This window comes from Streptomyces sp. NPDC005423 (genome assembly GCF_040606415.1).
Classification (GTDB): domain Bacteria; phylum Actinomycetota; class Actinomycetes; order Streptomycetales; family Streptomycetaceae; genus Streptomyces.
Window position 1 is genome coordinate 1 of the sequence record NZ_JBEXET010000011.1, and the last position, 20051, is coordinate 20051.

Sequence of the window (20051 nt, forward strand, 5' to 3'; positions counted from 1 at the left end):
CGGCCGCGCGGCCGTACGCGCCGACTTGTGCGGCGGCCGGTTCGGGACAACGCGACCGGAGTGGTCTCCCCCGGGCCGGACATCATGGCCAACAGCCGTGCCCCGGGCGGTGGTTCAGCGGGGAGGGCGGGCCCGGTGGCGGTAGTGGTCGGCGACGACTCGGGCCATCGCGCCGATCGGGTCGGCCCCCACCTCCTTCGCGGCGAAGAAGACATGGCCGCGCACCTGCGGGTAGGCGTCGGCCAGTGTGAGGTGCCGGGAGAGCTCAGCCGGGTCCTGCCAGGCCGCCGGCTGTCCGGCGGCACCCGCCTTGTACAGCGCCTCACCGATGTGGAGCCGGGTCCGGGAGCCGCGCGCGACCTCCGCCCACCAGGGCACGAGCTTCGCGTAGTCTGCGGCGGCGAAGCCGATGTTCCAGTAGAGCTGCGGGACGATGTAGTCGATCCAGCCCCGCCGGACCCACTTCCGGGTGTCCGCGTACAGGTCGTCGTACGTCTGCACGCCCGCCCGGGTGTCGGAGCCGCGCGGGTCGGTCGCCGCGTTGCGCCACACCCCGAAGGGGCTGATCCCGAAGTCCGCGGCCGGCCGGATCCGCCGGACATGGGCCGCGGTCTCCAGGACCAGGCTGTCGATGTTGTGGCGGCGCCAGGCGGCCCGGTCGGCGAAGCCGCCGCCGTACCTGGCGTAGGCCTCGTCGTCGTCGAAGGTCTGGCCCGCCACCGGATACGGATAGAAGTAGTCGTCGAAGTGGACGCCGTCCACGGCGTACCCGCGTACCGCGTCGAGTATCGCGTCCTCCACGAAGGCGCGGACCTCCGGCAGCCCGGGGTTGTAGTAGAGCTTCCCGCCGTACGCCACCGCCCACTCCGGGTGCCTGCGGGCCGGGTGCGAGGGGATCAGCGTGGTGCGGTCGGTGGTGTTGGCGATCCGGTAGGGGTTGAACCAGGCGTGCAGCCGCAGCCCCCGTCCGTGCGCCTCCTCGACCGCCGTGCCGAGCGGGTCCCAGCCGGGGTCCTGGCCCTGGGTGCCGGTGAGGTACTGCGACCAGGGCTCGTACGGGGAGGGCCAGAGGGCGTCGGCGGTGGGCCGTACCTGGAAGATCACCGTGTCGAGGCGGTCGCGCACCGCCGCGTCGAGGTGGGCGATCAGTTCCGCGCGCTGCTCGGCCGCGGTCAGGCCGGGGCGGGAGGGCCAGTCACGGTTGGCCACCGTCGCCAGCCACACCCCTCGCATCCCGGTGACCGCGTGCCGGTGCCCGGCCGTCCCCGGAACGGCGTCCGTGTTCGCCGTCGCGCTGCCCGTGGCCGTCACCGTCGACAGCGCGGCCAGCGCGAACGCCCGACGTGACATCCGGCCCATCCGCCCACCCCCTACCTCGCCGGTCCGTGCCGTCACGGACCGTCCAGGGGCCCCAGAATGCCCGACCCCGGCGATCGATCATCGATACTTGGGAGTAACGTGCACGATCGGAGCAGACCCCGGACCACGGGGGCTCCGTCACCGCCGTAGGTCAGCGAAAGGGACGATGTGACCGGCTTCTCTGGAGATATCGCGCGCGTCGGAGTCGTCGGCTGCGGCCAGATGGGGGCGGGAATCGCCGAGGTGTGCGCCCGCGCCGGTCTGGACGTCAAGGTCGCCGAGACCACCGGGGAGGCCCTGGAGATCGGCCGCACCCGGCTGTTCAACTCCCTGTCCAAGGCGGCGGAGCGCGGCAAGATCTCCGCCGAGGAGCTCGACGCGACTCAGGCGCGGCTCGGTTTCACCACCGACCTCGGCGAGTTCGCCGACCGGGACCTGGTGATCGAGGCCGTCGTCGAGAACGAGCAGGTGAAGACCGAGATCTTCCAGGTGCTGGACCAGGTCGTGACCCGGCCCGACGCGATCCTGGCCTCCAACACCTCCTCGATCCCCCTGGTACGGCTCGCGGTCGCCACCTCGCGGCCCGACCAGGTCGTCGGCATCCACTTCTTCAACCCGGCGCCGGTGCAGCAGCTCGTCGAGCTGATCCCCGCCCTCACCACCTCCGAGGGCACCCTCGGCCGGGCCCAGCTCTTCACCGAGAAGGTGCTCGGCAAGCACGCGATCCGCGCCCAGGACCGCTCGGGCTTCGTGGTCAACGCGCTGCTGATCCCGTATCTGCTCTCCGCCATCCGGATGTTCGAGTCGGGCATCGCCAGCCGCGAGGACATCGACAACGGCATGGAGCTCGGCTGCGCCCACCCGATGGGCCCGCTGAAGCTCTCCGACCTGATCGGCCTGGACACCGTCGCGTCGGTCGCGTTCTCGATGTACGAGGAGTACAAGGAGCCGCTCTACGCCGCTCCCCCGCTGCTCCAGCGCATGGTCGACGCGGGCCGGCTGGGCCGGAAGTCCGGGTCGGGGTTCTACACCTACGGCTGACCGCCCCGCCGCGCGGCGACACACCGTGACGGCCGGGCGACGGCGGGCCCGGCACTCGGAAGAGTGCCGGGCCCGCCGCATTCACACGCCGTGTGCGCTCCGGGCCCGCATATGCCCCTCGCACACTCTCCCCGCGGGCCCACCAGGCGAGTTGACTCATCATGCGCATGCAAGGGATGTGACGACTACGGAAAGGAGTGGACCCGTGACCGCCGACCCCCAGCATCCCGTGGTCCATGGAGAACTCGCGGAGTTACGCCGCCGCCTCGACGTCGCTCAGGCGCGCGTCGAAGGAGGACTGGCGCTGCTCAGTCATCGCACCGAGGAGACGGACAAGGAAGTGGACGGACTGAGCGCTCGTGTCGTCGCCCTCGAACACACCCGCTGGCCGCTGCCGGCGATCGCGGCACTGACCGCGGTGGGCGCGCTCGTGGTGACGGTCTGGCAGGCCCTCGGGCGTTAGCGCCGCAACAGGCGGCATGCGCCCCGGCGCTAGCGCCGGACACCCGGGCGCGGGCGGGCGGGCCGGGGGCCGTCCTCGCCGAGCCTCATGTGGTGCAACAGCAGGAGCGCCGCCGCCATGTTGGCGGCCGGGACCTCGCCCCGGGCGACCATGCCGGGGACGAGTTCGAGCGGGACCCACTCCCTGCGGTCCGACTCGAAGTCGTCCACGGGATGGCCCGTGTACTCGCCCTCCTCGGCCCAGTAGATGTGGTGCCGGGCGTCGGTGAGGCCGTTGGACGGCTCCACGCTCATCAGGTGGTGCAGGGGCCCCGGCCGCCAGCCGGTCTCCTCCTCCAGTTCCCTGGCGGCGGCGCGGGCGATGTCCTCGCCGTCCTCGACGACGCCCGCCGCGAGCTCCCACCCCCAGCTGTCGGTGATGAAGCGGTGGCGCCAGAGGAGGAGCACCTCGTTGGCGTCGTTGACCACCGTGGCCACGGCGACGGGCCGGAGCCGCAGGAGGAAGTGGTCGAGGTGCCGGCCGTCCGGCAGCTCCACATCCGCGAGGTTGACGCGAAACCAGCGGTTTTCATACACAGTTTGTTCGTTCTTTTTCGTCCACTGCACGGTTCTGCCACCTTCCGTCGAGTAAGTGGCAATATCGCAGCAGGGACGAGGTCGTGCGGATCGGCGCGGCTCCCGTGGTCGCGGGCTACAGCGGCACGCGCAGTGCGCCGTCGATCAGTTCGGCCGCCTCGGCGGTGCCCGCGCCGCCGCTGCGCACCAGGTGTTCGCGTACCGCCCGGAGTCTGTCGCGCAGCCGCTGGGACTCCATGCCGCGGGCCTGTTCGGCCATCTGTACGGCGGTGGCCACCGCCTTGTCGGCGTTGCCCTGGCGCAGTTCGATCTGACTGAGCATGGCGAGCCGGTGCACCCGGCCCCGGTCGTGCGCCGGGGTGTCCACGGCCGCGGTGGCGTGCTCCCCCGCACCGGTCAGATCGCCGAGGCTGAGGAGCGCCTCCGCCACCTGGACGTTCACCAGCCCCGGCTGGACATAGCCGGTCTCGTCGGGTTCACGGCCGCGCCTGATGCGTTCGGCGGCCTGCTCGGCCCGCCGGATGCAGGACAGGGCGCCGGTGCCGTCGCCCAGGTGCGCGTACGCCTTGGCCTGCATCGCGTAGAGGTCGGAGGCGAGCGCCGGTGTGATGTGCTTGCCTGCGGCACGCAGCGCGGCCTCGGCGAAGGCGACCGCCTGGCGGAACTCCCGCATGAACAGCGACTGATTGACGAGCAGCGCGATGACGTAGGCGCCGAGTCCCCTGTCGTTGCTGGCCTTTGCCAGCCTGAGCGCCTGGTGGAAGTAGCGCTGGGCCAGGCCGTGGGCGTCGGAGTCGTAGGCGCAGATGCCCGCGATGGCCACCAACCCGCCTGTCGCGCGGTGGAGTTGGCGGCCGGTGGCGTTGGTGTAGCTGCCGCGCAGCAGGGGCGCGGTCTCGGAGTTGAGGAAGCCGACGATGCGGGAGCGGGTCGCGACGCCGCCGGCCTTGCGGTACATCTGCTCGTAGTGGGCGCGGGCCGCGCGCAGCATCTCGATGTCGGCCATGCTCACCCTGTGCCGGCCGCCGCGTGAGACGTCCATGTCGTCCGGCGGGTTCTCCCACTCCCAGACGGGCATCACCGCGGGGGTCCCGGTGACCGCGGGCGCGCCGAGGAGGTGCGGGCGCTGCTGTTCGTCGGAGCGCCACAGGGCGGTGGCCCGCTCGACGAAGCCGGAGAGCGAGGTGCCGTGCGGGGCGGACGGCTCACCGGGTACGCCGAGTCCGATGTCGTCGAGCGTGACGGGCCGCCGCAGCCGGGCGGCGAGCACCTCGCAGATCAGGTCGGGCACCTGCCCGCGCGGACGCTGTCCCTTCAACCACCGCGCCACGGCGGTGTGTTCGTAACGGAGGGCGAGACCCCTGGCCCGCCCGGCCTGGTTGACGTGGGCGGCGAGACCCGCGTGCGAGATCCCGGCTTCGTCCAGGATCGCGTCGAGCAAGGTGTTGGGCTGCATGATGCCCCCGGTGGCTCGGTGCGGACAGAGTAGTGCGGTTCCGTTCGCACGGGGTGTGAACGGAGTGCGCGCATCCGGACCGTGTGCGCGCTGTCGCGCAGAGTCCTCACCCGTTTGACTGAGGTGCCTCGCGAGAGGCAGGCCGGGCCGCCGGCTCCCCCCTCCTACAGTGCGGCGGTCCGGCTCAATGCCGGTGCGTGGTCGGCGAGGTGCGCGCCACGGTGTGCTCAGCGGTGTGTTCCGCGCCGGCGGCGGAGCCGCTGATGTCACCGCTGCGCGCGCCCGGTTGGGGGTGCGGTGGAAGGCGGTCGTTACGGAGGACCAGCATCGCCACGTCGTCGGCCGGGGTACCCCCGGTGTGGCGCAGCAGCGCCGTGAAGACCGAACCCAGTACCGACTCCGGCAGAGGGAGCGGGTGTTGGGCCACCGTCGCCAGCACCTCCGGCAGCGGGAAGAAGCGGCCGTGCTGGTCGCGCGCGTCCTCCGCCCCGTCGGTGTAGAGGAACAGCGCCTCCCCCGGCGGGAGTTGGCCGCAGGACAGGGCGGGGAGCTCGGGTGGCAGCGGGAACGGGCCCAGCGGGGGGAGCGGGCCGGCCCGGGCCAGGGGTTCGACGCCGGTCGCGCCGAGCCGGTACGGCCAGGGGTGGCCGCAGTTGAGGGCCTGGACACCGCCGTCCTCGTCGATCTCCAGCAGCAGGACGGTGACGAACTCCTCGGCGAGCGCGCTGTCGTGGTCCGGGCCGGCCGCCGCGGGGTGTTCGGCGCGGGCGCGTTCGCGCAGGTGCCGGGCGACGGCGCGGTCCAGGCGTCGCAGCACGCCCGCGAGGTCGGGTTCGTCGTGCGCGGCCTCGCGGAAACTGCCCAGGACGGCGGCCACCGTGCCGATGGCGGCGATGCCGTGGCCACGTACGTCGCCCATCACGACCCGTACGCCGTGCTCGGTGGCGAGCACCTCGTAGAGGTCACCGCCGACGACGGCGCCGCGCTCGGCGGAGAGCTGGGCGGCGGCCAGGTTCAGGCCGTCCAGCCGCGGCGGCAGCGGGCGCAGCAGCGCGTTCTGGGCGGCGCCGGCGATCTGGCGGATCTGCCGCAGTTCGCGCAGCAGGGAGCGCCGGACCTGGACGATCAGGCCGGTGCCGACCGCCAGGAAGACGGCGCTGGTGACGATCCGGGCGCCGAGCCCGTTCTGCTGGGCGAGCGGACACGCCAGCTTGTAGGTGATCGCTATGGCGCCCCAGGCGGTGGGCAGGCCCAGGGCGGCTCCCCGGCGCAGCGGACGGCGGGCACGCGTCCTGCGACGCGGACCGCGGGGCACCCCAGCCTTGCTGTGGATCATGCCGATGGCCCCCCAAATAGGCCCTGACAGCGCAATCGGACCGGCCCCGAAAGGCCGGTCCGATTCTGTCGAGCGCACGCCCCGGCCGGGCCGGATCACCCGTACTTCTCACCCGAACGAGTGAGAACGGGCAGGACGTGCGCAGGTATGCGGTTGGGGCGCAAAGGGCGCGTGGGGCTAGGCCCGGAGGACCGCGCCCACCCGGTCGGCGGCCAGGGCCACCGCCGCGTCACGGGCGGCGGAGGCCTCGTCCACGGTCAGCGTGCGGTCGGGCGCGCGGAACCGCAGCGCGTAGGCCAGGGACTTCTTGCCCTCGCCCAGCTGCGCGGCGTTGTCGTAGACGTCGAACAGCCGGATGGATTCCAGGAGTTCACCGGCACCCTCGCGCAGCGCCGCCTCGACGTCCGCGTGCGGGACCGGCGCGTCGACGACCAACGCGACGTCCTGTGTGGCGACCGGGAACGTGGAGATCTTCGGGCCCTTGGGGACGCCCGCGGAGGCCCGCTCCAGGAGGTCCAGGTCCAGCTCCATCGCGCAGGTGCGCGCGGGCAGGCCCAGGCTCTTCACCACCCGCGGGTGCAGCTCACCGGCGTACCCGATGACCTGCTCGGTGCCGTCGACGACGACCGCGAGTTCGGCGCAGCGTCCGGGGTGCCAGGGCCCGTACCGGCCACCCCGGACGAGGAGCCGGGTGCCGGCCTCGCGGGCGAGGACGCGGGCGGCCTCGACGGCGTCGGCCCAGTCGGCCGGGCGGCCCTGGCCCCACCAGCCGGCCTGCTCGCGGGCGCCCGCGAGGACGACGGCGGCGTGCCGGGGCTGGACCGGGAGCGCCTCGGTGAGGGAGGCGATCTCGGCGGCGGTCGGGCGCCGGTCGACGGGCAGCCGGACGGCGACCTTGAGCTCCTCGCGAGGGTGGAAGACCAGCCCCGTCTCGAAGAGCGCCAGATCGTGCGAGCCGCGGCCGTCGTTGCGCCGCAGGGCGGCGAGCAGGCCCGGCAGCAGCGTCGTACGGAGCGCCGGCTCCTCGTCGGAGAGCGGGTTGACCAGCTTGACGACCCGGCGCCGCGGGTCGTCGGCGGCCAGGCCGAACTGGTCGAAGACCTGCTCGCCGAGGAACGGGTAGTTCGGCGCCTCGACGTAGCCGGCGCCGGCCAGTGCCCGGCCGGCCCGGCGGTGCAGCCGCTGCCGGTCGGTGAGACCGAGGCCCGCGGGGGGCTTGGGCAGCGTGGAGGGCAGGTTCTCGTAGCCCTCCAGCCGGATGACCTCTTCCGCCAGGTCGTTGGGGTCGGTGAGGTCGGGGCGCCAGGACGGGACGGTGACGATCAGCTCGTCCTGTCCGTACACGTCGCAGCCGACCTGCTGGAGCCGGCGTACGACGGTCTCCCGGCCGTAGTCGACGCCCGCGACCTTGCCGGGGTGGTCGGCCCGGATGGAGATGGTGTGCGGGGCCGAGGGGGCGATGACCTCGGTGACGCCCGCCTCCGCCGTGCCGCCCGCGAGGAGGACGAGGAGGTCGACCGTGCGCTGGGCCGCCGCGGAGGCGGCCTGCGGGTCGACACCGCGCTCGAAGCGCTTGGACGCCTCGGAGGCCAGCTTGTGCCGGCGGGCCGTGCGGGCGATCGAGATCGCGTCGAAGTGGGCGGCCTCGACGACGACCTCGGTGGTGGTGCCCTCGGTGTCGTCGATCTCGGTGTCGGCGCCGCCCATGACTCCGGCCAGGCCGATGGCCCCGCGGTCGTCGGTGATCACCAGGTCGTCGGCGTCCAGCGTGCGCGTGACGCCGTCGAGGGTGGTGAGTTTCTCGCCCCGCTCGGCCCGGCGCACGCCGATCGTGCCCTGGACGCGGGAGCGGTCGTAGGCGTGCAGGGGCTGGCCGAGCTCCAGCATCACGTAGTTGGTGATGTCGACGGCGAGCGAGATCGGGCGCATGCCGGCCTTCTGGAGGCGGCGGGTCAGCCAGATCGGGGACCGGGCGTCGGGGTCGAGACCGGTGACCGTGCGGGCGGTGAAGCGGTCGCAGCCGAGCGGCTCGGAGACCTGGACGGGGTAGCCGAACGCGTTCGGTCCCGGTACGTCGAGCAGCGCCGGGTCGCGCAGCGGCAGACCGTAGGCGATGGCCGTCTCGCGGGCGACGCCGCGCAGCGAGAGGGCGTAGCCGCGGTCCGGGGTGACGGCGATGTCGAGGACCTCGTCGACGAGCTGGAGCAGCTCGATGGCGTCGGTGCCGGGCTCGTACTCGGGCGGCAGGACGATGATGCCCTTGGTGCCGTCGTCCCCCATGCCCAGCTCGTCGCCGGAGCAGATCATGCCGTGCGAGGTCCGGCCGTACGTCTTGCGGGCGGCGATGGCGAAGCCGCCGGGCAGGACGGCGCCGGGCAGGACCACGACGACCTTGTCGCCGACGGCGAAGTTGCGGGCGCCGCAGACGATCTCCTGGGGCTCGCCGGTGCCGTTGGCCCGGCCCACGTCGACCGTGCAGAAGCGGATCGGCTTCTTGAAGCCCTCCAGCTCCTCGATGGTGAGGACCTTGCCGACGACGAGCGGGCCCTTGAGGCCGTCACCGAGCTGCTCGACGGTCTCGACCTCCAGGCCGACCGAGATGAGCTTGGCCTGGACGTCGCGGCCGGTCTCCGTCGCCGGCAGGTCGACGTACTCCCGCAGCCAAGAAAGCGGGACCCGCATCAGATCTCCATCCCGAACGGCCGGGTGAACCGGACGTCACCCTCGACCATGTCTCGCATGTCTTCGACGTTGTGGCGGAACATCAGCATCCGCTCGATGCCGAACCCGAAGGCGAATCCGCTGTACTTCTCCGGGTCCACACCGCAGGCGACGAGCACCCGGGGGTTGACCATGCCGCAGCCGCCCAGCTCGATCCAGCCCTCGGAGGAGCAGGTGCGGCAGGGGCGGTCGGGGTTGCCGACGGACTCGCCCTTGCAGACGTAGCAGAGCATGTCCATCTCGGCGGACGGCTCGGTGAAGGGGAAGTAGTTCGGGCGCAGCCGGGTCTTCATCTCCGGGCCGAAGAGCGAGCGGACCATGTGGTCCAGGGTGCCCTTGAGGTCGGCCATGGTCAGGCCCTCGTCGATGGCGAGCAGCTCGATCTGGTGGAAGACCGGGGTGTGCGTGGCGTCCAGCTCGTCCGTGCGGTACACGCGGCCGGGGCAGACGATGTAGACCGGCGGTTCGCGGTCCAGCATCGCGCGGGCCTGCACGGGCGAGGTGTGGGTGCGCAGCACGACCCCGGACTCGTCGGACGCGGCCCCGGGGCCCTGGACGAAGAAGGTGTCCTGCATCTGCCGGGCCGGGTGGTCCGGGGTGAAGTTGAGGGCGTCGAAGTTGAACCACTCCGCCTCGGCCTCGGGACCCTCGGCGACCTCGTACCCCATGGAGACGAAGACGTCCGCGACGCGCTCCATGAACGTGGTCAGCGGGTGCCGGGCGCCGGCCGGTACCCGGTCGTGGGGCAGCGTGACGTCCACCGCCTCCTCGACCAGCACCCGGGCGTCGCGCTCGGCCTCCAGCTCGGTCTGGCGGGCGGCGAACGCCTTGTTGACGGCGCCCCGGGCCTGGCCGACGAGCTTGCCGGCCGCGGCCTTGGCCTGCGGGGGCAGCGCGCCGATCTCGCGGTTGGCGAGGGCCAGCGGGGAGGTGCCGCCGGTGTGGGCGACCTTGGCCGCCTGGAGCGCGTCGAGGTCACCCGCGGCGGCGAAGGCGGCGAGCGCCTCGTCCCGCAGGCGCTCGATCTCGTCCGGTTTCAGGGCCTCGACCTCTACAGGGTCGTACGACTTGTTCGGTGCCGACATCTCTTCCCGTGCTTCCGGTTGGCTGGCGGATGGTCCCCGTCTTCGACTCGGAGACGAATCGTCCACATCGAGGGGACGCAAAGGTGCCAAAGGCCGAGTCTAACGGGGGTGGGACAGGTGACCGCGCCCGTGGGCCCTCGTCGGCGCTACAGCAGGTACGCCGGGGTGCCCACGGGCAGCGTAAATCGGAACTCGGCGCCGCCGCCGGGGGCGCGGCCGACCGTGATGGTGCCGCCGTGGGCCTCGACGATGCCCTTGACGATGTACAGGCCGAGTCCGGTGCCGCCGCGCTTGCTGCCCCGCCAGAAGCGGGTGAAGACGCGGTTCATGGACTCCTCCGGGATGCCGGGCCCCTCGTCGCTCACCGTGACCGACGTGGCGGTGTTCGCCGTGTTCGCCTCCGCCTCCCCCTCACGCGGGGAGACCGAGGCCGTGATGTCGATGGTGACGGTTCCCTCGCCGTGGCGCACCGCGTTTTCCAGCAGGTTGCTCAGCACCTGGTCGATCTTGTCGGGGTCGGCCCAGAGGGCGGGCAGCGGCTGCTGGAGCCGGAGCAGGAAGCGGTCGGCGGTCTGGCCCGCGGCCACGTACGCCTGGATGTGGCGGCCCACGGCGGCGCCCATGTCGACGGGCTGGCGGCGCAGTTCGAGCCGGCCGGAGTCGATGCGGGAGATGTCCAGCAGCTCGGCGATGAGCCGGGTGACGCGGTTGGCGTCGGCGTCGACGGTCTCCAGCATCAGCCGCTTCTGGGCGTCGGTGAACCGCTCCCACTTGGCGAGCAGGGTGGCGGTGAAGCCCTTGACGGAGGTGAGCGGGGAGCGCAGTTCGTGGGCGACGGTGGCGATCAGCTCGGCGTGGCTGCGCTCGGTGCGGCGCCGGGCCTCGGTGTCGCGGAGGGAGACGACGACGCGGCGGACCGGTCCGGTGGGTTCGGTACGGACGTAGCGTGCCGTGACGAGCACCTCGCGGCCGCCGGGCAGCAGCAGGTTGCGCTCGGGCTGCCGGCCCCGGATGGCGAGGCCGCCGTAGGGGTCGGTCAGCTGCCACCAGCGCCGGCCCTCCAGGTCTTCCAGGGGCAGCGCCTTCTCCAGGCGGCGGCCGAGGGCGGCGGCGGCGGGGACGGCGGTGATGCGCTCGGCGGCGGCGTTGAAGCAGATGACGCGGCCGTTCTCGTCGGCGACGACGAGGCCGTCGGGCAGGTCGTCGGGGTCGATGCCGAGGTCTGCGGGCTCACCGGGGCCGGGCTCGGACCGCTGCCGTTCCTCTCGTGCTCCCGGCGCGCTGCTCGTGCCGACAGTCATCCCCGTACCCCACCTCTCAGACGGCGCAGGTGGCCCCCGAGCTGGTCACCCTACTAGCTGTAGGTGACGGAGCGGCACCCTCCGGAGGCGCGCTGTGCACGGGCTGACGCATAGAGACATACGGCCGCGGCGGTGGCGAGGTTCAGGCTCTCGGCCTTTCCGTGGATCGGGACGCGCACGACGGCGTCCGCGAGCGCGCGGGTCTCGGCCGGGAGCCCCCAGGCCTCGTTGCCGAACACCCAGGCGGTGGGGGTGCCCATGGTGCCCTGGTCGAGTTCGTCGTCGAGGTCGTCGGTGCCGGCTCCGTCGGCGGCGAGGATGCGCACCCCGGCGTCCCTGAGCCCGGCCACGGCCCGTTCGACCGGCACGCCGACGGCGACGGGCAGGTGGAACAGGGAGCCGACGGAGGCGCGGACGGCCTTGGGGTTGTAGAGGTCGACGGAGGCGTCGGTGAGGACGACGGCATCGGCGCCGGCGGCGTCCGCGCAGCGCAGCACGGTCCCGGCGTTCCCGGGGTCGCGGACGTTGGCGAGGACGGCGACCAGCCGGGGCCGGCCGCGCAGGATCTCCTCGAAGGGGGTGTCCAGGAACCGGCAGATCCCCACGAGTCCCTGTGGAGTGACGGTGGTGGAGATGTCGGCGACGACCTGCTCGTCGGCGAGGTACACCCGGGCACCGGCGTCCCGAGCCTCGCCGACGATGTCGGCGTACCGCTCGGCGGCCTCGACGGTGGCGAACAGCTCGACCAGCGTCTCCCCGTGCCCGGCGGCCTCCCGCACGGCCTGCGGCCCCTCCGCGAGGAACAGCCGCTCCTTGCCCCGGAAGTTCCGGCGGGCCAGCCGGCGGGCGGCGGAGACGCGGGGGGAGCGGGGGGAGATGAGGTCGGGGGCGACGGGGGGCATGCAACTCACCTTCGTTGACCGGGGCATGGGGACCGGAGCAGAGGGACCGGAGACACAAGCAGGACCCGCAGGCCCGAAGGCCTGCGGGTCCTCACCTCACGTCCGCTCTAGAGCCGGCGCGGCGTCACGCGGCCTTCGGCGCGTTGACGTCGCTCGGCAGCGCCTTCTGGGCCACCTCGACCAAGGCGGCGAACGCACCGGCGTCGTTGACGGCCAGCTCGGCGAGGATCTTGCGGTCCACCTCGACGTTGGCGGCCTTCAGACCCTGGATGAAGCGGTTGTACGTGATGCCGTTGGCGCGGGCAGCGGCGTTGATGCGCTGGATCCACAGCTGACGGAAGTCACCCTTGCGCTTCTTGCGGTCGTTGTAGTTGTAGACCAGCGAGTGGGTGACCTGCTCCTTGGCCTTGCGGTACAGGCGCGAACGCTGACCGCGGTAGCCGGAAGCGGCTTCGAGGATCGCCCGGCGCTTCTTGTGGGCGTTGACTGCCCGCTTGACGCGTGCCACTTGTTAACTCCTTGCAGCGGGGCCATGGGAGTACTCACACGGCCCGGAATCGATGGGGTCCCGGTCCAGACGTACGGCGCGCGCTGATCGGGCGATCAGGCGCCGGTACGTCACTTGCCGAGAAGCTTCTTGATCTTCTTGGCGTCGCCCGGGGCCATCTCGGCGGTACCGGTGAGGCGGCGCGTCAGTCGGGACGACTTGCGCTCGAGCAGGTGGCGCTTGCCGGCGCGCTCGCGGAGCACCTTGCCGGAGCCGGTGATCTTGAAGCGCTTGCGGGCACCGCTGTGCGACTTGTTCTTCGGCATAGCGCCGTATCTCCTCGTCGGTGGCGCTCCGGTGCCCGGTCGTGAAACCGGGCACGGTGGAGCGTCGCTCTTGTATCGGTTTGCATCCCTGGACGCGCGTCCGGGATCAGGCCTCGGCGGGCGCCTCGGCCGGGGCTTCGGCGGTCCTGACCTCGTCGTGGCCGGCCTCGTCGTCGATACCCTCGTGGTCGAGGTTCTCGCCGTCGATGCCCTCTTCGTCGAAGTCGCTCTCCGAGACGTTCTGCGACTTGCCCGGGTTGGCCTTCGCGTCCGCCTTGCGGGCGGCCTGCGCCTCACGGGCCTCGGCCATCGCCTCGGTCTTCTTCTTGTGCGGGCCGAGAACCATGATCATGTTCCGGCCGTCCTGCTTCGGGTTCGACTCGATGAACCCGAGGTCCTGGACGTCCTCCGCGAGCCGCTGGAGCAGTCGATAGCCCAGCTCGGGCCGGGACTGCTCGCGACCACGGAACATGATCGTGATCTTGACCTTGTCGCCCTGCTTGAGGAAGCGGACGACGTGGCCCTTCTTCGTGTCATAGTCGTGCGGGTCGATCTTCGGCCGGAGTTTCATCTCCTTGATGACCGTGTGCGCCTGGTTCTTGCGCGCCTCACGGGCCTTCATGGCCGACTCGTACTTGAACTTCCCGTAGTCCATGAGCTTGCAGACCGGCGGGCGTGCGCTCGCCGCGACCTCGACCAGGTCGAGGTCGTACTCCTGGGCAAGCTCCAGGGCCTTGGCAAGCGGAACAATCCCGACCTGCTCGCCGCTCGGACCGACAAGTCGCACTTCGGGAACGCGAATCCGGTCGTTGATACGGGGCTCGGTGCTGATGGATCCTCCTCGGTTAGCACCACACGGCCATCTGGCGGACGGCCGCGTTTGTCTTCTGTAGACGGACCTGACCGCGCCGGAACACAGAAAAGCCCCGGGACGATCACAAGACGGGGCTCCAAACACTGCCGGAGCACCGCCGCGATGGTCGCGGGGCGCGCTTTCGGGTGGACTCCATCGTCCGTACGGAACGATAGTGGCCGCCTGACCGGTGTGACCCGCCGTCCCGGAGGACAGTCGGGTGGGAGATCGGAGCCTCCACTTGTTGGCCGGGCACCACGGTGCCTGGCCGGTCATCACACAAGGTTAGCAGCTCCCCAGGGGCGGTGCGAACCGCCGTACACCGGGGCCTATCGTGTGGGCATGAGTGACACCCCTCCCGACTCCCCCGCTGCCGAGTCCCCCGACTTCGACGCCATGGCCCGCGACATCGCGGAGGTTCCAGCGGTCGAGGTGATCGTGACGGTCGCCGTCAACCTGATGAGCGCCGCCGCCGTGAAGCTCGGCCTGACCGAGGAGGGCGACAAGTACAAGGACCTCGACGAGGCCCGCAAGCTGGTGACCGCCCTCGCCGGACTGCTCGACGCGAGCACGACCGAGATCAGCTCGTTCCACGCGGCCCCGCTGCGCGACGGCCTGAAGTCGCTCCAACTGGCCTTCCGCGAGGCGTCGTTGGTCCGGGACGAGCCGGGCCAGGGTCCGGGCGAGAAGTACACCGGCCCGGTCTACGGCTAGCGGGCGCGTCCCCAGCGTCCCCCGGCCGCCCGGCGGACGGTACCCGTCCCGGCGGCTCATCCCCTCCGTACGTACAAGGGCTCGCCCGGAGGCGTCGACCCGGCCGGCAGCAGGGCCAGGTCGAGGCCGCGCACCAGGCGGGCCCTCAGCGTCTCGTCGGCGGCGAGACGGCGGGCCACGGCGCGGGCGGCCTCGGCGGCGGGCGCGGCCGGGTCCAGGACGAGCGCGAGGGTGCCGTCCGCGTCCCCGGGTCCGAGATACGCGCGGAGCACGGCCGGCTCGGCGGCGACCGCGGCCCGTACCGCCTCGGCCACGGCCGGGTCGGTGAGCGGGTCGGCCGTCGTCCGCCCCTCCGCCAGCGCGCGCAGCGCGGACCCGGTCAGCTCGAACGGCACCGGTCCGGCCAGATCCAGTACGACCGTGTCCGCCCTTTCGTGCGCGGCGGCCAGCAGTGCCTGGTGCAGTGGTACGGCCACGGGCCGCGCCGCGGGATCCCAGCGGGCCAGCGACGCGGTGGAGGTGAAGGCGGGCAGCGCGGTGCGGTCGCCGGCCTTCAGGGTCGGTACGGCCATGTCGCTGGTCTTCTCGCGGCGCAGCCCGTTCTCGTCCTCCTCCACCTCGCCGAGCACCGCCACCACGGGGACCAGCAGCCGGGCCCCCTTGAGGGCTTCCAGCACGGGTGCCACGGCGTCGCGGTCCTCGGCCCAGGCGGCGAGCGCCGTACTCAGCCGGGGGTCGGCGGAGCCGTCGTCGTCGGAGAATCCGGGGTCGGGAATGTTCTTGTTCGCCACGGTGACCGACCCTATCGGGGCGGTGGAGCCGGCCCTGTGCGGGTCCGGAAACACGGCGGACACCGCTTTCACGCGTTTCTCAGGAAGTGCTGACACGGCTTTCACATCCGTCTAACGGCGCGCACAGTCGCCGCCCGCACGATCGCGGGCATGGAGTCTTCCAGAGCCCGCCGAGATCACCGTGCCCGTTCGTCGCGCCGACGCCCGCTGCTGCACGTGGCGCTCGCCTCCGTGGCCGTCGTCGGTGTCACGGCGGCCGGCACCGTGTACGTGAAGGCGCAGGCGCACTCGGGCCCCGTATCGTCGGCGGCGGTGCCGTCGGTCTCGGCGGCGGCGAGCGGGGAGGCGACGGTGGAAGCGGTGGCGGAGCCGACGGTCGACCGGGACGCGCTGCTGGCGAAGGCGATGAAGAAGTTCGTGGCGGTCACCGGTGAGCAGAAGGTCTCCGCGGCCGTGTTCGCCATGGGCTCCGGCGAGAGCGCCGCCTACGGCCACGCGGCCTTCGACACGGCGAGCATCGTCAAGGTCGACATCCTGGCGACGCTGCTGCTCCAGGCGCAGGACGCGGGCCGGCAGCCGACGGCGACGGAGAAGGCGTACGCCACCACGATGATCGAGAACAGTGACAATGACTCCGCGTCGGCGCTGTGGAAGATCATCGGTACGGCGGACGGGCTCGACGCGGCGAACAAGCGCTTCGGGCTCACCGCCACGACGGGCGGCGACGGCGTGCTGTGGGGGCTGACCCAGACCACTGCGGCCGACCAACTCACCTTGCTGCGGCAGGTGTTCGGGGACGACTCCAAGCTGAACGCGGCCTCCCGGTCGTACCTCCAGGGGCTGATGGGCCGGATCGAGGCCGACCAGCAGTGGGGGGTGTCGGCGGCGGCCGACGGGGCGCGGTGGAAGCTGAAGAACGGCTGGCTGGCGCGGAGCACGACCGGGCTCTGGGACGTCAACAGCGTCGGGCGGGTGACCGCGGCCGACGGGCAGGTCTATCTGGTCGCGGTGGTGTCGAAGGGCAGCACCACGCAGGCCAAGGGGATATCCCTGATCGAGGCGGCGGCGAAGGCGGCGGTGTCGGTGTTCACCGGCGAGGGCGCGTCGGCATCGGCGTCAGCGTCGGCCGTCAACTGACCTTTCGGCAGGGGCCGTTCGGGATTCAGAAATCCTCGGCCTGTCTGCGGCGACCGCGCCAGAGCACCACGGCCATCACCAGCAGCACCCCGCCGAGGCTGCCCGCGAGGGGGCCCGCCCAGCCCGAGGTGTCGTGGGCGGAGGCGGGGGCGTCCGGGCCCGACCCGAAGTACTTCCTGCCGTAGGCGGCGGGCCGCAGGTTCTCGGTCTTCAGTCCGGCGGCGGTCCTGATGGCGGCGGCGGGGTCGATGAACCCGAAGCCGCGGGAGTCGTCGCGGCCGCCGCTGGGGGCGTCACGGGCGGTGTCTTCGAGCAGTTTCTTGATCTGGGCGGGCGCCAGGCCGGGGTGGGCGGCCTTGATCAGCGCGACCGCGCCCGAGACGAAGGCGGAGGCGGCGCTGGTCCCCCAGCCCTCGTAGTACTTGTGGTCGGGGTCGGCGATGACGACGTCGACGCCGGGCGCGCCGACCGTGGCGTACCAGCGGCGGGTGGAGAAGGAGGCGCGGGTGCCGAAGCGGTCGACGGCGGTCGCGGCTATCACGCCCGGGTAGGCGGCCGGATAGGAGACGTGGTCGCCCTTCTCGCCGCCGTTGCCCGCCGAGGCGACGACGGCGACGCCCTTCTTCAGGGCGTACTGGACCGCCTCGTCCTCGGTGGGTTCGGGGTGCGCGGAGGCAGAGTCGTCACCGAGGGAGAGGTTGATGACGTCGGCGCCGTGGTCGGCGGCCCAGCGGATGCCGTCGGCGAGCGCGTTGCCCCGGGTGGAGCGGGCCTTGCCGCGGGCGGTGTCGCCGTCTTCGAGGATGACCCGGACGGGCAGGATCCTGGCTTCGGGGGCGATGCCGATGATGCCGTCCGCGTCGCCGGTGCCATGTCCGTGACCGGCGATGATGCCCGCCATGGCGGTGCCGTGCCGGGCCCAGGCACGGTCACCGGGCCGGGCCCCGAAGCCGACCATGTCCTTGCCGGCGAGGACGTTGCCGACGAGGTCGGGGTGGTCGGCCTCGACGCCGGTGTCGAGGACGGCGACGGTGATGCCCTTGCCCTTGGTCGTCTGCCAGGCCTGCTGGGTGTGCATGGCGTCGAGGGCCCACTCCTGGGCGCGGATGCCGTCGGCGTGGGCGACCGTGGAGGGGACGAGCGCGACCGAGGCGGCGAGGAGGACGCTCAGGAGACCTGCCCGGCGGGTGGTGACGCTCATGAGGGCTTCTCCGTGGGCGATTCGACGGTCTCGCGCAGACTCCGTCCGACCCGGTCGGCGAGGCCCTGCGCCTCGTTGCCGAGGCCGGCCTGCGAGGGGGCGGTGGTGGTGCCGGACTGGATGGCCTGTTCGGCGGACTGGGGGGTGTCGACGGTCCGGCCGTCGGCCCAGCCGGAGACGGCGTAGACGACGACGGGGGCGTCGGTGAGGACGGAGACGGTCCAGGACGCGCGCTGCCGGTCGCCGAAGCCGGCGGCGGCGGTGCCCTTGGCCGCGTAGGGGCGGGGCATCAGGTCGGTCCGGTCGGCCAGTCCCTCGTCCTTGAACCGTCTGGCCAGCGCGCCCATGGTCGCGGCGTCGGCCTTGGTGAAGAGGAGCCCGACGGTGGTGACGAAGCTCTGGGTGGCGTCGGTGTAGGTGGCCCGGAGCAGCCGCCGGCAGCCGGCGGGGGCGAGGGTCGCGCGCAGCAGTGGGTCGAAGGCGTCGGCGCAGCCGCTGTCGGGCGCGACGCCGATCCGGGTCCAGGTGCGGTCGGCCCCGCCGGGTCCGGCGCCCCTGCCCCGCACGGTGGCGGGGAACAACTCGTCGACGGGCACGCTGTGCCACAGCGCGCCGGCCGCCGCGTAGGTGCCGGCGTCCTTGGGTGCGGTCGTCTCCCCGGTGAGCCAACTCCCGGTCACCGCACCGCTGATGAGCCCGAGCCCCAGGACGAGACAGAGGGCGATCACCGCGGTCCTGGGCCGTACCCGCCCCGCGAGCGGACGCCCGCGCCCGGCCCCGTCGTACCCCTCGGGCTCCCCGAACGACACGACGGGCCGCCCGTCACCGGGGCTCATGGGCGCGCTCCAGGAGAAAGCGGGATCAGGTGCTACGGCGCCGGGTGCCGCCGCCGGGCTCGCGGGCCGGGGCAGCTCGGACACGGGCCGCGTCGGCGTCCCCGGGGCCGACGGCGACCAGGCGGCGGGCTCCGCCGCCTCCACCGCGCCGAACCGGCGTGCCCCGTCCGACCCGTCGGACCGGCCCCGGTCCACGACGGGGACCGGCGTTCCCGGGGCGGACGGCGACCAGGCCGCGGGCTCCGGCTCTCCGAACCGGCGCTCGGCGTCCGCCCAGTCGGCACCCGAGAACGTCGAGTCCCCCCGGCCACGACCGTCCGGGGAGCTCGGTGTCCCGGTGGTGGAGGGGGACCAACCGCCCTGCGCGGGTGCGGAGTTGGTGGTACCGGGGCGGGGGTGGGCCGGGGGTTCCGCGGGGCGCGGCGGAATGTCGGTGGGGGTGGCGGGGGCGGCGCCCTGGCGAGCGTCGGGGGGTGCGGCGGGGCGCGGGTGCTGGGGGGTGGTGGGCTCGGCGCCGGGGTGGGGAGCGGCGGGCGCGGGTCGCGGGCGGGAGCTTTCGGGCACGGTCGGGCGGCCCGGGGCGCTGGGGGTGGTGTCCGGCCGGGGAGCGCCAAAGGCGTTCCGCTGCCGGGGAGTTGAAGGCGCCGCGTCTCCCGGGGACGGCTCGGGCACCTCCTGCCGCCGAGCGGTCGAAGGCGCCGCCTGGCGCGGGAAGGGCTCGGGCGCCCCCTGCCGCGCGGACGCGTCGGGCAGGCCCTGGTGCCGGTGGACCGGATCGCCGACAGCCGGGTCGTGCAGGGGCGGCTCAGGCCTCGCACCCGGTGCGGACGAGGGCTCGGGCGAGGTGTCGTCGGCGGCGTGCGGCGGGGGGCCCGGGGTGGGTCGGGTGGTCGGCCCGGCGTTGGACAGTTCCCGCCAGGAGAGGCTGTCCGGCCCCTCGGAGGAACCGGTCGCTGCCGAAACGAACGGAGTGGCGGCTGTCGGCCGCGGCTGCTGTCGCGCGGGCGCGTCCGGGTGGACGTCGGCGGCCGGACGCGACGGAGCCTCGGTACCGGGGCCACCGCCGGACAACGGCTGCCAGGGCATCCCCTCCGCGGTCCACCCGGGGGCGGCGGACCCGGGCGAGGCCGCCGGGCGGTCCGGACGGGCCGGCTCCGACGAAGCGCCGGGGTTGGGCCGCGGCTGCGCGTCGGGCGTTCGTGGGGGCGGATCCGACTGAGCCGGCGGCTCCGGACTCGTGTCGGCGCCGGTCCAGGCCTCCCAGGACAGCCCCTCGAACGGTACGTCGGAGGCGCCGGGGCCCGGTTCGGCGGATGTCGCGGGGCGACCCGGTCCCGGCCGGCTCGCGGCTCTCTCCGGCGGGGTCCCCTCGGCGGTGCCCGGCGCCGTGCCGACGCCGTCGAACGGGTGGAGGGCACCGGGTGTCGTGTCCGGCGGGGTCTCCCGCCATGACCGCGGGCGGTGCGG

The 20051-nt window shown here is 72.9% G+C and carries 18 protein-coding genes; 4 read left to right on the forward strand and 14 right to left on the reverse strand.

The features are described from left to right. Positions 1-114: 114 nt before the first annotated feature. The gene (locus tag ABZT12_RS14645) at positions 115-1350 is read right to left on the reverse strand and encodes a family 10 glycosylhydrolase (protein ID WP_356382840.1); all 1236 of its coding nucleotides are present in this window, start codon (positions 1348-1350) and stop codon (positions 115-117) included. 177 nt (positions 1351-1527) lie between these two features. Here ABZT12_RS14645 and ABZT12_RS14650 point away from each other — a divergent pair, with 177 nt between their 5' ends. Together ABZT12_RS14650 and ABZT12_RS14655 are read left to right on the forward strand one after the other, a co-directional pair. Next, positions 1528-2400 (forward strand): 3-hydroxybutyryl-CoA dehydrogenase, encoded by an 873-nt coding sequence (locus ABZT12_RS14650; RefSeq protein ID WP_356382842.1) that lies wholly within the window; start codon positions 1528-1530, stop codon positions 2398-2400. A gap of 205 nt (positions 2401-2605) precedes the next feature. Beyond that, positions 2606-2863 carry a hypothetical protein gene (locus ABZT12_RS14655; protein ID WP_356382844.1) on the forward strand — a complete coding sequence of 86 codons (258 nt, stop codon included), beginning with the start codon at positions 2606-2608 and terminating at the stop codon, positions 2861-2863. Between the two features lie 29 nt (positions 2864-2892). Here the strand turns inward: ABZT12_RS14655 and ABZT12_RS14660 are convergent, their stop codons facing one another. From ABZT12_RS14660 to infC, 10 genes are all read right to left on the reverse strand, one after another. After that, positions 2893-3468 (reverse strand): NUDIX hydrolase, encoded by a 576-nt coding sequence (locus ABZT12_RS14660; protein WP_356382846.1) that lies wholly within the window; start codon positions 3466-3468, stop codon positions 2893-2895. A gap of 85 nt (positions 3469-3553) precedes the next feature. Further along, entirely contained in the window at positions 3554-4894 is a 1341-nt protein-coding gene (locus ABZT12_RS14665) for a transcriptional regulator (protein WP_356382848.1), read from the reverse strand. Between the two features lie 184 nt (positions 4895-5078). Then, entirely contained in the window at positions 5079-6230 is a 1152-nt protein-coding gene (locus ABZT12_RS14670) for a PP2C family protein-serine/threonine phosphatase (protein WP_356382850.1), read from the reverse strand. Between the two features lie 177 nt (positions 6231-6407). Then, the gene (gene pheT, locus ABZT12_RS14675; protein WP_356382852.1) at positions 6408-8912 is read right to left on the reverse strand and encodes a phenylalanine--tRNA ligase subunit beta; all 2505 of its coding nucleotides are present in this window, start codon (positions 8910-8912) and stop codon (positions 6408-6410) included. Continuing rightward, a complete protein-coding gene (gene pheS / locus ABZT12_RS14680; protein WP_356382855.1) occupies positions 8912-10036 on the reverse strand; it encodes a phenylalanine--tRNA ligase subunit alpha in 1125 nt (374 codons plus the stop codon). Before pheS ends, pheT begins: the two co-directional genes overlap by 1 nt. A gap of 146 nt (positions 10037-10182) precedes the next feature. Continuing rightward, positions 10183-11337 (reverse strand): ATP-binding protein, encoded by a 1155-nt coding sequence (locus ABZT12_RS14685; protein ID WP_356382857.1) that lies wholly within the window; start codon positions 11335-11337, stop codon positions 10183-10185. Between the two features lie 53 nt (positions 11338-11390). Then, the gene (locus tag ABZT12_RS14690; RefSeq protein ID WP_356382859.1) at positions 11391-12239 is read right to left on the reverse strand and encodes an RNA methyltransferase; all 849 of its coding nucleotides are present in this window, start codon (positions 12237-12239) and stop codon (positions 11391-11393) included. A gap of 124 nt (positions 12240-12363) precedes the next feature. Further along, positions 12364-12747, reverse strand: a complete 384-nt coding sequence (gene rplT, locus ABZT12_RS14695; RefSeq protein WP_007495403.1) for a 50S ribosomal protein L20 — start codon at positions 12745-12747, stop codon at positions 12364-12366. Positions 12748-12857: 110 nt separating this feature from the next. Further along, positions 12858-13052: a 50S ribosomal protein L35 gene (rpmI, locus tag ABZT12_RS14700; protein WP_356382863.1), complete on the reverse strand. Its 195-nt coding sequence runs from the start codon at positions 13050-13052 to the stop codon at positions 12858-12860. A gap of 106 nt (positions 13053-13158) precedes the next feature. Further along, a complete protein-coding gene (gene infC / locus ABZT12_RS14705; RefSeq protein ID WP_356383274.1) occupies positions 13159-13884 on the reverse strand; it encodes a translation initiation factor IF-3 in 726 nt (241 codons plus the stop codon). 363 nt (positions 13885-14247) lie between these two features. Here infC and ABZT12_RS14710 point away from each other — a divergent pair, with 363 nt between their 5' ends. Next, positions 14248-14619 (forward strand): DUF1844 domain-containing protein, encoded by a 372-nt coding sequence (locus ABZT12_RS14710; RefSeq protein ID WP_356382866.1) that lies wholly within the window; start codon positions 14248-14250, stop codon positions 14617-14619. Between the two features lie 56 nt (positions 14620-14675). On the opposite strand, the gene ABZT12_RS14715 is transcribed toward ABZT12_RS14710, so the two are convergent. Next, a complete protein-coding gene (locus ABZT12_RS14715; RefSeq protein ID WP_356382869.1) occupies positions 14676-15410 on the reverse strand; it encodes an SseB family protein in 735 nt (244 codons plus the stop codon). A gap of 150 nt (positions 15411-15560) precedes the next feature. Here ABZT12_RS14715 and ABZT12_RS14720 point away from each other — a divergent pair, with 150 nt between their 5' ends. Next, positions 15561-16547 carry a serine hydrolase gene (locus ABZT12_RS14720; protein WP_356382872.1) on the forward strand — a complete coding sequence of 329 codons (987 nt, stop codon included), beginning with the start codon at positions 15561-15563 and terminating at the stop codon, positions 16545-16547. A gap of 25 nt (positions 16548-16572) precedes the next feature. Here the strand turns inward: ABZT12_RS14720 and mycP are convergent, their stop codons facing one another. Together mycP and ABZT12_RS14730 are read right to left on the reverse strand one after the other, a co-directional pair. Next, entirely contained in the window at positions 16573-17748 is a 1176-nt protein-coding gene (gene mycP / locus ABZT12_RS14725) for a type VII secretion-associated serine protease mycosin (protein WP_356382875.1), read from the reverse strand. Continuing rightward, on the reverse strand, positions 17745-18584 hold the full coding sequence (locus tag ABZT12_RS14730) for a hypothetical protein (RefSeq protein WP_356382878.1): 840 nt from the start codon (positions 18582-18584) through the stop codon (positions 17745-17747). The genes mycP and ABZT12_RS14730 overlap by 4 nt, the downstream gene beginning before the upstream one ends. Between the last annotated feature and the right edge of the window lie 1467 nt (positions 18585-20051).

Excerpts from the sequence above, each read along its gene's own strand:
- ABZT12_RS14645 (WP_356382840.1), bottom strand. The coding sequence starts at position 1,350 with ATGTCACGTCGGGCGTTCGCGCTGGCCGCGCTGTCGACGGTGACGGCC.
- ABZT12_RS14665 (WP_356382848.1), bottom strand. The coding sequence starts at position 4,894 with ATGCAGCCCAACACCTTGCTCGACGCGATCCTGGACGAAGCCGGGATC.
- ABZT12_RS14670 (WP_356382850.1), bottom strand. The coding sequence starts at position 6,230 with ATGATCCACAGCAAGGCTGGGGTGCCCCGCGGTCCGCGTCGCAGGACG.
- pheT (WP_356382852.1), bottom strand. The coding sequence starts at position 8,912 with ATGCGGGTCCCGCTTTCTTGGCTGCGGGAGTACGTCGACCTGCCGGCG.
- pheS (WP_356382855.1), bottom strand. The coding sequence starts at position 10,036 with ATGTCGGCACCGAACAAGTCGTACGACCCTGTAGAGGTCGAGGCCCTG.
- ABZT12_RS14685 (WP_356382857.1), bottom strand. The coding sequence starts at position 11,337 with ATGACTGTCGGCACGAGCAGCGCGCCGGGAGCACGAGAGGAACGGCAG.
- ABZT12_RS14690 (WP_356382859.1), bottom strand. The coding sequence starts at position 12,239 with ATGCCCCCCGTCGCCCCCGACCTCATCTCCCCCCGCTCCCCCCGCGTC.
- rpmI (WP_356382863.1), bottom strand. The coding sequence starts at position 13,052 with ATGCCGAAGAACAAGTCGCACAGCGGTGCCCGCAAGCGCTTCAAGATC.
- ABZT12_RS14710 (WP_356382866.1), top strand. The coding sequence starts at position 14,248 with ATGAGTGACACCCCTCCCGACTCCCCCGCTGCCGAGTCCCCCGACTTC.
- ABZT12_RS14720 (WP_356382872.1), top strand. The coding sequence starts at position 15,561 with ATGGAGTCTTCCAGAGCCCGCCGAGATCACCGTGCCCGTTCGTCGCGC.
- mycP (WP_356382875.1), bottom strand. The coding sequence starts at position 17,748 with ATGAGCGTCACCACCCGCCGGGCAGGTCTCCTGAGCGTCCTCCTCGCC.
- ABZT12_RS14730 (WP_356382878.1), bottom strand. The coding sequence starts at position 18,584 with ATGAGCCCCGGTGACGGGCGGCCCGTCGTGTCGTTCGGGGAGCCCGAG.